A 13,597-nucleotide genomic window follows, 5' to 3' on the forward strand; every position below is an offset into this window, starting at 1 on the left:
GCTATTTGACCAGATTCAAGTTTTCAACGATCCAGTATGAATATCATTGTAACAACATCATCTTTTCCAAGAGATAAAGATGACTATAAGGCCCGCTGGATATTGGAATTAGGGCAAGAGTTTCTTAACGAAGGCCTGATTCCATCCATTTTATGTCCGCATGTGGCAGGTTCCAAGGCTTACGAAGTAATAGATGGCATAGAAGTCTATCGATTCAGGTATGCACCAGAAAGATATGAATCCCTTGGGTATGGAAATTTTTTGCCACATGAGAAATACAGTTCTCGTATTGGCGTTCTGATTCAGTATTGCTTCAATTCTATATTGATAGCCAGTATGTTATTTTTTATGTTCTTGAGCCTCCACAAACTCAGGAAGAAGAAGAACGCTGAACTTATTTTCTCCAATTGGGCTTTTCCTGCTGGTCTTGTCTCTGCAGTATATCGGCAGATATCAGGTGTACCTTCTGTTCTGAAAGTATATGGGACTGACCTGGTGTTTCTTAAAAGGTTCAAATTAGGATCTTTGGGCAAATACATCCTTAATAAACACGATTCAGTAATAGCTATCAGTGACTATACCAAAGATTATGCACTGAGTTTTGGCGCGGACTCCGACAAAATATCAGTATTCCCGGTTGGCAGCAATTATCCTATCATACATCCTCAAGTATCATTGGATTACTTTAAAGGAAAATGGGGCATATCTGGCAGACCTGTCATATTTACTGTGCACAGATTAATCCCGCTAAAAGGAACATCTTTTCTTATACGGGCAATGAGCAAAATAGTCGCTGTTCACCCGGATGCGTTGCTGGTCATAGGTGGTGAGGGTCCGGAGCGCAATATGCTGGAGTCTCTTACTATTAGCAATCATCTTGAACATAATGTGTTGTTTGCAGGTCTGGTCCCAAACGAAGAGCTTCCTCTCTTTTATGAAGCATGCGATGTATACGTAATTCCTTCTATTACCGATAAGTGGGGAAATGCCGAAGGTTTGGGTATGCCTGCCCTGGAAGCAATGAGCTATGGAAAACCGGTTGTGGGATTTGATTCAGGTGGTCCAAGTATGACCATAAACGATGGATCTAATGGGTTCAAAGTTCCGGAAAAGGACTGGGAAGCCATGGCAGATAAGATTATTCTTTTGCTCTCTGATCCGGTTTTAAGAAATAAGATTGGTGTTACTGGTAAGTCAATATTCAATAATGAGTATCGCTGGAACAAAGTTGGACAACGTTATGCAGAGGTGCTTAATAATGCAGTTAAAGGATAACATTGCTATTCCAAGATTTGAATATCAGTTCATTATCTTTTCACTATGGTTTGTATGCATTTCATGGGCTGCCAATTTAATGGCAATGTTCTCTCTTTTCTACGAACACATACTTCTTGCAGCTTTAATTTTGATCACAGCAGTTGCTGTACTTTTTTTTCATAATAAGCATTTTATACCAAGTGTTGCATCCAAACAAAACACTCTTGCATTAATATTTATCATAGCGTTTTCAATCTTTACTTCTTTGTATTTCCATGATACGCTGTACGGTGGCAGAGACCCGGGTATCTATTCAACAAATGCCATTTATCTCTCAGAGCATCACACAATGCTGCTCGAGTCTCCTATAAATGATCTTATACCAAGTTTTCTATCTCCGAACAATTACATTAAGACCAGTGATGGCAAACTCCTTTCTCAGTTTCATTTTGGGTACATTTCATGGGTGGCCATTTACTACAGTCTTTTTGGCCTGGCTGGTATACAGTTTAGTAATCTTCTTCCTTTGTTCGTTGGCCTGATCAGTATATATCTGATCGGAAAAGAACTGAGAAATTCGTATGTAGGCTTAGGTGCAGTTCTGACCTTTTCCGCTACATACCCTCTGATATGGTTCTCACGGCAGACTGTAACTGAAATATTCTTTATGGCCTTCTTCTGGTTTGGGGTGTTGTGTTGCCTGTATATTCAGCAAAGAAGGCATAATCTCTATTACATTTCATCGTTGCTCGCTTTTGGGATGCTACCATTTATACGTATAGAAGGTTTGATCCTTTTTGGATTCTATTTTTTATTTCTGCTATACGATTTTTCATCTAAGGGTATGTGGAGCTCGAATCAAAGGACAACGAGCAATAAAGGCCTCAATTATTATTCAGATTCCAAAAATCATGACAGGTTTCATTTCCTGAAAAATAAATTCCCTGTACTGCTATGGTTTGTATTCATACTGACTTCGGCATTAATGCTCTATTATTACTTTTTTATGCAAACAAGGTACTTAGGGGTCATTGATGCAGTATTTGCTCACTTTTCAGGTGGTATAACCTCATCTGCCACGGAAACAATTCCTTTGGATAAAACAGCTATCAGATATCATTTCCCTGAATTTGTATACATGGCATTGTCTGAGTATAATCTTCAGTTACCATTGATTTCCATTTTCCTGGTTTTCATTGCTTCTATACTTCGTATGGATGCTAATTCCAAAAAGCAGCTTCTTGTAATTTTCTTTATGCTGCCCGGTTTTCTGTACCTGCTCTCTCCTTTCATCACTTTGGACCAGCCATGGTTCTTAAGGAGATATATAGCCACGACTATACCTGGAGCATTTTTACTTCTGTCTCTTGTTATTCATGATCTCTCTAAGCAGAAAGTGCTGTATATCAGTCTTATTTCCCTTGTCATGATAATAAACATTTACACAGCTTATCCAATCCTGTTCTTTTCTGAGAACCAAGGAATGATAACAAATGTAGGTAAAATTTCTGATCAAGTTGATTCGAATGATCTGGTACTAGTAGATAGATATGCTTCAGGTTCATACAAACTGGCGGATCCGTTCTTTTTCGTGTACTCAAAGCCAGCCCTTTGGTGGGATGCTAATTCTCTTGGAAAACTCAAAAGTAATCTCAATGTTTCCCGTTTTGATACGGTCTACATTTTGACAAATGAAGCAACACCTCTTGAAAAATACTTCAATCCCGTAGAATTAGAACTTGTTTACAGCCAGCCTGTTACCATTGAACAGCTTGAGGTTACAGTGGATCTGAATCACTATCCTCACAGAGAAGCAGATGTCTATGATATGGATTATTCCATAGCTTGCGAGCTTATGAAAAGACCAACAAATATTGTAACAAGGAACTTCAAATTGCAATTGTATAAGGTTACAGACAGTTCGAATATGTTTATGTGATGTTTTAACGGTGATTTATATGACTATAGGTATGATTAATACTGCCCAACCTTATACAGGTATTGGAAATTATTCTTTTTCTCTGTTTGAATCTCTTAAAGGCTTAGTAGATATCGATCATGTCTTCTTTGACAGCAAGCAGTTTACTGTAAGTGAACTTACCACATCAAGTAAAATTGCAAGTACAAGAAGAATACCGCTTGTAGACAATAACCCTTTTTTTTACTACAGGATGCAAGGTCACATTCCAAAATATGATATGTATCTCCTCACCAACCAGAATATTTCTTTTTTCAAGGTAGCACCTAAAGTGATCACCTGTCATGACATCATACATGAAATGTATCCTGCAAGCAAAGTGCATCAGATGGCAGGTAAAATGATGTATAAGGGCCTGAAGGATGCAGAGCATATAATTACTGATTCTGATGCAACTGCAAGTGATCTGCAATGCAAATACGGGATATCCGAAGATAAAATGACCACGGTCTATCTTGGGATAGATCATGAAATGTTCAGACCTGTTGAAGATGTTTCTTCAATATGGTCAAAGTACAATCTTGAAAAAGATAAGGAATATATTCTGCACATTAGTTCCGAGCAGCCAAGGAAAAATGTTGAAGGTATCATTAAAGCATTCTACAGATTGAAAAAAGAATCCGGAAGAACGGATCTCGTTCTATTAAAGGCAGGAGAGGCCCAATACCCACAGGACAGGAAAAACATCATGTCATTGATAACCTCTCTTGGTCTTGAAAATGATGTTCGTTTTCTTGGAAGGGTTTCCAATGAAGATCTTGTCAGATTATATTGCATTGCAAAGATGTTCGTTTTCCCATCATTTTACGAGGGCTTCGGACTTCCGGTCATAGAGGCTATGGCATGTGGATGCCCGGTGATCACATCCAGTGCGTCATCATTGCCAGAAATCGCTGGTGATGCCTGCATTATTGTGGATCCAGAAGATTATCAGGGAATGAGTACCTCTATGCTTGAATTGCTCCAGGACGATGATCTGAGATCTTCCTTTATTAGAAAGGGAATTGATAGAGCGGCTCAATTCTCCTGGGGAAGATGCGCTAATGAAACTGCAAAAGTATGCACTCGTGTTCTTGAAGGGATTTTATCTTAAAGCCCTTCCTTCTTCCGGAATTTTCTTCCAAGTATATCGATCAACCCTGTAATTATCACACAGATCAGTATTACTGTAGTATCCACATGTGAGCTTACCAAACCATGTTGTATTTCTTCTGCTATCTGAAGGATCATAAAACTGGTAATTAATGTAAGACACAGACGACGGTTAAACTCCATTATTTTCAGATATTTTTCGTTCCTGCGCCGCTCTTCTATTTTATTTGCAGAAGAAGTATTTCTATTTGCATATGTCAGAAGGATTGCTATGCATAGAATGGACATAAACAGGCCAATATATACAGGTATACTACTACCTCTTGCTTTTGAAGAAAGAACTTCTATGCTTCCATTATCTTGCTTCGTGCTTCCCTCGGCAATATCATCAGCTATTGATCTTAGCATGTAGGATATGTCTTCAGGCTCTATGTTGTATTTTTCTGAGTTACTGGGAAGGGCCACAATACAAAATATGCCTGTATCTCTGAGGCTCACACTGAAATTGAATATTCCATTTTTGTCTCCGATATTGTTAGTGGATATGTAAGCCCATTCACCATTTTTGAACTGGGCCACATAAACATTTTCAGGTCCTAGTCCTTTGTAGTCGAGCCACTGTTTTTCCACAAAGAATTCTGTGTATATGGTCCCGGGATTAGTTGGATAGAGACTTAGGTCATATATACCGTAGATTTCTCCACTTATTCCTTTATCTCCGCCAGGCAACCTTTTCAGTTCCTTAAGTAAAAAGGAGAAGTCAGTTGTTTCCGCGTTATAATAAATATTAAAGCTGCTGAGGTTATTACTATCTATGGTAACCGGTATCTCTTTCACAGGCTCTTTAAATGAGAAGTCATTTCCATACTGTACTTTTATGTTCAAAATGCTCTCTTTAGTTGAGATATTTTTTTTGCTGACCAGGATCTTATTGTTCTCTGCAGGTTCCAGTGTGAGGTATCCTCTCAGGATAGCTACAGGTTTACCTTCTTCAAGTAGGATGTCACTGTTCTCTTCAAGTGTTACTTTTATATCCTGAAGCTTATCGCCATTGATATCAGCTATCTCTGTTGTAGAGCCATCTTTGAATGTGTCGTGATCCTTTAATACAACAGTATGTCCACTGATTTTATTTATCCTGAGCTGAACAAAGGGATTGCTATCATCTTTTATGATTTCTCCGCATTCGATGCTTAGCAACGGCATTTCATTATCGTTTATGACCTCTTTATAAGTAGTTGTATCATTTTCTTCGATCTCAAAATTTGAGAGCACATTTCCTTCTCTATATAGGGAGCAACTGATCTTATACATATCCATGTCTATTGTATGCATTTGCAAGTACATTCCATCTTCAAGTTCCACCTTGCTACTTGAATTTACTATTATGTCCATGTCAGCTATCGTTCTTTTAGAGAGGACAGCGGATGAGTTGTCGATGTTTAGTATACAATAGGGTTCGCCAAGATATGCGACCGTTCTGTTTAGAGGACCTTTAATTCTATTATCCTGATATTGCAGAGTTCCGTATACCATCTCATCTTTACTCAGTGTACTGTCATCTGCGGAAACAATATTCAGGAATTCCCAGTTTCCCTTTCCTGTATTGCCGGAGTAAAATAGACCAGGTGATGTCCATGTATTCAGTTCGTTATTATAGTTGGAAGGATCAAAATAAGTATAATCTGTAGTATTCCTATACGGATAAAATGCAATTTGTTCTTTTTGCTGGGGAACTATGATATAATCTACTTTTGCTTCTTGTTTTTTGCTAATGGTGTCATACAAGGAAACTACAGTGGCTTGATCTTTGCTGAAGAAAGCTTCTTCACTGAAAGCGAAATATGCATCCGATTCAATTTTGACATCCCCTTTAGGTATTTTTATGCGATATGGTGAAGCAGATGCCGGTAGTTTGATGTTTATCCATTTGTTCTTCGTATCCAGTTTTGTATGGTATGTATGATTGTTTCCTTCGATGGTGATACTCTGTAATCCTTCATCATGCAAGGTCATGAATTTTAATGAGAATCTTTTGTTAGAACCCACATAAAGGTCTCCGGGAGATAGGACGAATATCTTGCCATCAAAAACCATTTTATCCTGAGCACTGTGTAATTCATCTATTACAACATCATCATCATTTGATTTGAGATCTATATGGTATATGCCGTTTTGCAGTCCGGGCAGTTCTAAGGTTTCTGTCTGAATAATTCCAGTTTTTCTGGTTGCTGAAATTTGACCATCATCAGGTATGCTCATATATCCAACAATTTCCCCGGCAGATGAATAGATAGTAACATTTAGTTCATCTGTGCCTTCATACCAGTTCAAGTCGTGCTTTGAAATAGAAATGCTCAGTGTCTCATTGTTAACATAGGTGTATATTTCATGTTCTCCTCTCAGTTGCATGGAGATTTTTGTCTCGCTGGCAGGATCAGTAAAAATGGTTCCCATGCCATTGAACTTAATGTAAGGTGCTACGGAAAATACAGAATATGAGGATGGTTTTTCCATTTCTGCTTTAAGGTCTTTTATATCGCTATGCTTGTATGAATATATTTTATATTCTTCAGTCGAGGCCAGTGGAGTGGCCTCGTCGAACCTATCCAGCAAATGGTTATACACCATCCTGCTTTTAAGGCAGATGTAGCCATCAAGAAGTGAAGTATTTCCGGACGGTGTTATTGTAAATATGTTCCCAGGCTTGAGGCGTATTATTAAATCTTCATCTCCATCCCAATCGATATCCTCAAAGCTTATGGTATAATTCTCAAATACGTCCTGTCCGTCCTTTAAAACATCTACTTTTCTTACAGATATCTCTGCTAAAGAAGCCATATCTTTATCATGCAAGGAATTGCCTGAAGTAACTGAAAAAACTGCTACTTTTTTCCCTTCATATAGCTCGGAGTAATTGTATACTTCATTTTCCTTTAAACTAAAAGAATCAAGAGTTGTTTGGTTGCGTGTAAGTATAAATGTGGAATCGCCATTATCCAATGTTTCTGTACATTCCAGAGTATAGCCTTCTGGCATGTCTATCTTGCCACCTCGATATACATGCATATTCAGGCCTTCCCACAATTCTGTGGACAAAATCGCAGTATCATTAATTACATCTATTGTGTATGGCTTTCCCAGATAGTCTGTTTTGTTTTCCTCCTGAGTTGCCGCATAATAAAAATGATCGGAATCTATAATAGTACCATCTGACAGGTCTATTGACAGCATTTCTTTATCCAGCAATAAGGAAGGTGCATCTGCACCTGTTATTGTATAACTTTTCCCATCATATTTTACATAAGAAAGTGGTCCGGTGACTTCAGACGCTGCAACTGGAACGATCATTGCGATCAGTAAAATAAGGCACAAGAATTTTTTATACACACAATCACTCCTCTAACGTAACTTTTATCCAATCTACAGGAACACTGATCTTAGAGGAATCGTCAGATTGTTCAATATTTGTAGAGAAATCGAGCATATTGTTCTTTACATAAAGGTCAGTAATTTCCCATTCTGTTTCGGCTATTATCCATCCATTTTCTGATTTTATGGATTGGTTTTTCATCATTACATAATCAACATTGTTTTTCTCAAGCCAGTAAAAATCATTATTTACAGGTGCAACTCTACATTTCATTGGATTGAAATAGGATGTCTCAGTAAAAGAATAATACATGTTTGATTCTATCTGCAGATCCCCACAAGGAATGTTCATTTTCTGCATGCCTCCTGCAGATTTTATTTGTCCATTTTGTGTAACTGCGATTTTATCGATGGGTATGTTGTATGTTGAATTGCCACTGCTGACCTCTATTGTTTGAAGCCCATCATTGTGCAGTGTCATAAGGTCAACTGTTTGATCATTTTCAGTTGAAAAGAACAGCTTGGTAGGAGCATATGCGAATACATTATTCTCTACAACTAGTTTATCACTGGAAACTTGCAGTTTTTTGATCAATGTATCATCATTGGTATCTATTACTATCTTGTATGTTCCATCATTAAGTCCAGTGGCTTTGATATGGGATCTTTGTGTAGCTTTCAGACCTCGATGATCTGTTATATCGCCATCATCTGCAATTGTCGCAGATTTGACTGCTTCTCCTGTGGTGGATACTATTTTTATTACCATATCATCTGTTCCATTGTACCAGTTCAGGTCCAGTTTTTCAATATCTACTGAAAGTTCGGTCCCATGTACATATGTCAAAAAAGTATGTTTTCCTCTTAGTGTTGTATTCAATGTTGTATTTGTTGAATTATCATTCTCTGGAAGTTCTTCAGCTCCAGGGAAAGAACTAATAGATGGTTGAATAGCTATGGTATTTTCAGGTTGCAGCACCTCAAAGAAATCTTTAACATTTGAGAATTTGGGTGTATCTTCATTTAAAGAATAAATGGAAATATTGTTGTCAGAATAGATTTTATCATATTCTTCCTCTAATTGCCTTTGGAACGGATCATATAGCAGATTCCATTTGTAGTTCCATTGAGGAGCACTGTGTGCACCCAATTTGAATATAGATCCTTTTGGAAGATCATCTTTGAAACGAATCTGGACCTTAATTCGTGAAGCACTATCTATTTCAGTTTCTTTTAACTGAAAATATACAAAACGATCGGTAAAGTTCCTGAAGTTGATTTTCTCATTTCCATAGGTCTCTTTTAAAGGTTCGGATATTCTCTCTTCCGGCCCAGTGAGTTTAACATCTCTGATCATATCAGTTCTAGAGCCTAAGTCTATAACGTATGATCCATCGTTTTCTTCTATCTGTGTAGATTGGATATTCATCATTAACAAGTAAGAGAACAAAATCAGTGGAATCAACAGATGGATCTTGTTAATGTTCATGCGGGGCTCCATCAAGTTATTACTATGTTATTTGATATCGGATGGATCTCAGTTGTTCCTTTTTTTTGCATGCATAGCGTTACAGTATGATTGCCCTTATTCATCGTGGAAGAGTCAATGCTGATTTTCAGCTCAGATGTTCCTATGTCTCCGGACAAGTATTCACCCCCTGATCCGTAACCATATTTGTAAGGTGATACTCTCTCAATGGCTATGCCTGATTGTTCGCTGTATTTTTCATTCTCATCAAACAGAATTACGGCGTTTGTTGCTCCATCTATTTTCAATGATACATTCCAGTCTTCCAGCTCTTTCGAGGTTAGACCATTTTCAGCTACTAAAAAGAAAGTGATCATATCCCCTTTTTTGTAAGTATCAGAAAGCCCCTTGATTCTAAGTTCCTCTGCATCTGCCATGCTTACTAGTAGCACTATTAGAATAATTGCAGCTGTAAGGATTGAACTATAATATGCATTCCGTTTGGTATGTTTCCCATTCTGGATAATATTCCCCTCATTAAATAAACCAAATTTAATATATTATAATTAATCTAAATAATGTTATATATATTTAATGTTCAGATTAAACTAAAAACAAGAGGTATTGGCAATTAGTACGGTATGTGACTAACAATGCTCACTTGTTCTTTTATCTTACAATATTATATCGTCTAAAAAGAGCAACAAACAGTGCAGCGAACGTTAACAAAAGTATCATATATACAGAATTTTCAAAATTAATCCTCATTCCCAGAAGATTGAACAAAAAAAATAAACTAAGTGGTACCATAACAAGAGAAAGCCCTATAGAAAGTGCAATCCTTTCTATCAGATCTATCTCTTTGTCAAATAATGCGTAAGTCCATGCTAATCCTGGCACAAATAATGCCAGCAGTGAACCAGCAAGCATTTGGATGGTCATTTATTCTCCATTTTCTTCTTTTGTTGTTTACCATTTTTGTTATTTCCAATCAGGTCCTTGAGTTCAAAATCGCAGAAAATCAATGAAACAGTCAGTAGAAGCATGCCTGACAGGATAGCAACCTCATTAACGATGCTTGTAGCATAGGATAACTTATGCTCTACCGCAAATAATCCAATGATAGCTATCACAATAGCCAAAATAATATGTATAATGTTGGAAATCTGTTTGATTTGTTTCTGATCTTTAAATTCTTCTTTAAATACCAGAAGATCTGCCAGGCCGGAACTAATTGTGGGTATTGCTATGTATTTTATGTCAAAATATATGGATACACTATGTGGCCAGATATTTTCCATCAGGAACAACAGAAGCATTGTTATAAAAAGCGTTGAGAACAAGTTGTGGTTAAACACCACTAGTTTGTCCTGATTTGCAATACATTTTGAAGATCTGGGCATATCTTTTACCTTAATAAATTTCATTGAACGGGCCCGGCATATCTATATATTTTACTTTTGCCTTCTCTTATCAATTGGAATTCTTTGTTGGAATACTTGCTGAGTTCTATATTTTCTATATTCATTGAATGATATATATAAATATCTTCGCCATATTTTGACATAAATTCTACAGCTTGTTGTGAATCAGATGTTTTGAGAAAATCATTCCACTCTTCTTCTGTATATTTGTCCCACTGAAAAAGTCCCGGAGCTATCACAGGATGTTTTCCCCATCCGAGAACCCAAGGTGCGTCATATGCAGTTGTAAGGATATAACTTTCCGATTTGATATTGTCAGCCATCCATTGAATATCCATAAGATCATTATCAGAAACAAGCCTGCTATTATCTGCCATTTGGCTATGGAGGAGCAGGCTTCCGGTGAATAGTATTAACAAACATATCATTTTTCCATATACCAGTAGCTCTTTTTTTTGTTCAAAGAATATCCTTTGGATGCAACCTCCTGCTAGTACGATCAGGAGAATGTCAAGTGTTGCAAGGTACCTTCTGAAAAAAACAACTTTGAATATTATCAGTACGCTGGTAATAAGTGTGAAGTAAAATAAAGGATCTCTTTTTTTATTCAACAGCATATAAATAAATCCCAGGATGCCGAATATGATGTAAGGGAATGATAAATATCCATATTTTGAAAAGGACAAAAAAGTTCCTCCCTGGGTGTTTACATCGTTAGTGAGGTTGTTTAAAGCAACACTAAGCAACCCATTCAGCATGGAAACAAGAAGTTCCACTCTGGGTATCCAGAAAGGTATAGCCAGCACGGCAGCGATTATGCAGGTCAAATATATTTTGGGGTTTTTTGTTTCGAACAGCCAGCATAGCAACACTAAAGACAAAAGAAGAAAATGTGGCTGGTGGTATATACTCAAAGCAGCATAAATGATAGCTGTAGTTATGTATCTTTCTTTTTGTAGCAAAAGTATGGCTGTTAACATCAGGAAAAGCCCGATTATATTCCTCAGGTACGAATATTCAAAAAGCATATACTGCGTTGCAGATATCAGATAGAGGACCGTGGAAATAATTGCTCCCCTTTCGTTTGATATTCGTTTTGACACGGAGGACACCGGAAATACCATCAGTCCACATACAAGGGGCGTAAAAACAGTTATGAACTCAATGGACCCCCAATCTGCAACTACATACAGTATATCTCCAAGTAAAAACAATCCCGGAGGAAACATTTCTTTGAACCATTCGGGTAATACACTTTCAGGAACACCGGGGAGATTTGAGATGTATGTATCAAAGCCATACTTATACAGGCCAGGATCATATCCAGGCGGTACGTTTGTCCCAAAATATGGGTAATTACGAATGAAAACAGACAATATGAATACGGATGCAAGTACTATCCAGATGATCCTGTTATCAACAATTCCTTTATTCTTCTCCCTGTCCATATCTCTAATAATAGGTATTCCCAGTATGGGGAGGATAAATATCAATAGTTCTATCTTTACTTCATGAGAACTGATGAGTATACTGAATATTACTAATAGTAAAGATATTACTATAAGTTTCAGGAATATTTTTTTACATATCTCATCTATGTCCATCTGATCTCACTGTATCCTTGTGCACATGTATTTCTGCAGTGAAAGTAGGCAAGTTTATAAATTATTGCAACATTTAGATATATCTCATGGGATAAAAATCCCACTTCTCGGATATACAAAATACTGATATGTTACAAGGTAAAAATGAAGCAGAGTTTAAGGCACGGAACTATCTATCTAATAGCAGCTCAGATCTCTTTTGTCCTCTCTGGGTATGCGACACATATCGGATTAGGTAGATTTCTAGGCCCTGCGGATTATGGTATATACGCAGTTGTTATTTCTCTTATGACAATGGTGAATCTGATCCTTTCAACTGGTATCCCACAGGCTGTATCCAAATATGTGGCACATCAGGATGGGAATGAATTACAAGTTAAAAGAACTGCGCAAAATATGCAATTAGCATTTAGTTTAGTTCTATTCATCATTTACTATTTTTTTGCCGAGAATTTAGCTATCATGTTGAATGACCCGGGCCTAGCCCCATATCTTCGGCTTTCTTCTCTTATTGTTCCGGCATATGCACTACAGGCCTTATATATCGGGTATTTCAACGGATTAAAAGAGTATGGTAAACAATCCCTTATGGTTATTCTCTATTCCGTTTTTAAAGTAGTGTTAATACTTGGTTTTGCAGTAACCTCTTATGCACTTTATGGTGCAATAACTGGTTTTGTAATCTCATCAATAGCTGTTCTGGTTTTGGGATTTTTCTTTGTTCGCTCAACAGATCAAAAGTTCCAATCATCATCAAATAAAACCAGTCTTATTTCTGCAAGGACAATATTGGACTTTGCAACTCCAATTATATTCTATTCAGTAGCTACAAACTTGATTATGAGCTTTGATCTTTTCTTTGTAAAAGCTTATCTTACAGATATGGATGTAGGCATTTATTCAGCAGTATCTACAATCTCAAAAGTGCCATTTTACATCATTGCAGGTATCTATGGTGCTCTATTTCCTGCAATTTCAAGTATGTCAGTACATAATGATCGGTCACAGATGACCATGCATATTATTAGATCAGTAAAATATTCCATGCTTATACTTGTGCCTTCTACGCTATTCGTAGTGCTTTTTTCCAAACAGGTGTTAAGTATTCTCTTTTCTGAACAATATTCAGCAGGCTCCACATCATTGGGTGTCCTGACAATAGGTATGGGTTTCTTTGGTCTATTCTCTCTGTTCACTACTGTAATCAATGGGATCGGACAGCCTCGTGTCTCAATGTTTATGAGTTTGATTGTCTTACTAATTGATATTATTCTTAACCAATTGTTAATACCCCTTTACGGAGTGGTTGGTGCAGCTATGGCAACATGCGTATCCTGTTTGCTGGGGCTTGTTATATCGTTCTTATATGTGTACAGGAAATACAATTATTGAAATTATTAAA

10 protein-coding genes are annotated in these 13,597 nt (G+C 37.1%); 4 read left to right on the forward strand and 6 right to left on the reverse strand.

The genetic code is table 11. From position 1 onward, the window contains the following. Positions 1-36 precede the first annotated feature (36 nt). The 3 genes from ACC612_RS03630 to ACC612_RS03640 are packed head-to-tail and all read left to right on the forward strand — an operon-like array spanning position 37 to position 4,328. Positions 37-1,275, forward strand: coding sequence for a glycosyltransferase (locus ACC612_RS03630; RefSeq protein WP_371853113.1), 1,239 nt, complete (start codon positions 37-39; stop codon positions 1,273-1,275). Beyond that, a complete protein-coding gene (locus tag ACC612_RS03635) occupies positions 1,259-3,196 on the forward strand; it encodes a hypothetical protein (protein WP_371853114.1) in 1,938 nt (645 codons plus the stop codon). Before ACC612_RS03630 ends, ACC612_RS03635 begins: the two co-directional genes overlap by 17 nt. Before the next feature lie 19 nt (positions 3,197-3,215). Further along, positions 3,216-4,328, forward strand: a complete 1,113-nt coding sequence (locus ACC612_RS03640; RefSeq protein ID WP_371853115.1) for a glycosyltransferase family 4 protein — start codon at positions 3,216-3,218, stop codon at positions 4,326-4,328. Here ACC612_RS03640 and ACC612_RS03645 read toward each other — a convergent pair. The 6 genes from ACC612_RS03645 to ACC612_RS03670 all read right to left on the reverse strand — a co-directional run bounded on the left by ACC612_RS03645 (position 4,325) and on the right by ACC612_RS03670 (position 12,195). Beyond that, on the reverse strand, positions 4,325-7,717 hold the full coding sequence (locus tag ACC612_RS03645) for an S-layer protein domain-containing protein (protein ID WP_371853116.1): 3,393 nt from the start codon (positions 7,715-7,717) through the stop codon (positions 4,325-4,327). The two genes, ACC612_RS03640 and ACC612_RS03645, sit on opposite strands and share 4 nt — an antisense overlap. 4 nt (positions 7,718-7,721) lie before the next feature. After that, the gene (locus tag ACC612_RS03650; RefSeq protein WP_371853117.1) at positions 7,722-9,188 is read right to left on the reverse strand and encodes a hypothetical protein; all 1,467 of its coding nucleotides are present in this window, start codon (positions 9,186-9,188) and stop codon (positions 7,722-7,724) included. 11 nt (positions 9,189-9,199) lie between these two features. After that, entirely contained in the window at positions 9,200-9,604 is a 405-nt protein-coding gene (locus ACC612_RS03655) for a hypothetical protein (protein ID WP_371853118.1), read from the reverse strand. 232 nt (positions 9,605-9,836) lie between these two features. Then, a complete protein-coding gene (locus tag ACC612_RS03660; RefSeq protein WP_371853119.1) occupies positions 9,837-10,109 on the reverse strand; it encodes a DUF1616 domain-containing protein in 273 nt (90 codons plus the stop codon). After that, positions 10,106-10,594, reverse strand: a complete 489-nt coding sequence (locus ACC612_RS03665) for a hypothetical protein (RefSeq protein WP_371853120.1) — start codon at positions 10,592-10,594, stop codon at positions 10,106-10,108. The genes ACC612_RS03660 and ACC612_RS03665 overlap by 4 nt, the downstream gene beginning before the upstream one ends. Beyond that, positions 10,591-12,195, reverse strand: a complete 1,605-nt coding sequence (locus tag ACC612_RS03670) for a hypothetical protein (RefSeq protein WP_371853121.1) — start codon at positions 12,193-12,195, stop codon at positions 10,591-10,593. Before ACC612_RS03670 ends, ACC612_RS03665 begins: the two co-directional genes overlap by 4 nt. Positions 12,196-12,339: 144 nt before the next feature. Here ACC612_RS03670 and ACC612_RS03675 point away from each other — a divergent pair, with 144 nt between their 5' ends. Next, a complete protein-coding gene (locus ACC612_RS03675) occupies positions 12,340-13,587 on the forward strand; it encodes a flippase (RefSeq protein WP_371853122.1) in 1,248 nt (415 codons plus the stop codon). Positions 13,588-13,597 lie beyond the last annotated feature (10 nt).

The sequence above is a fragment of the Methanomethylovorans sp. genome, from assembly GCF_041447285.1.
In the GTDB taxonomy this organism is placed as follows: Archaea; Halobacteriota; Methanosarcinia; order Methanosarcinales; family Methanosarcinaceae; genus Methanomethylovorans.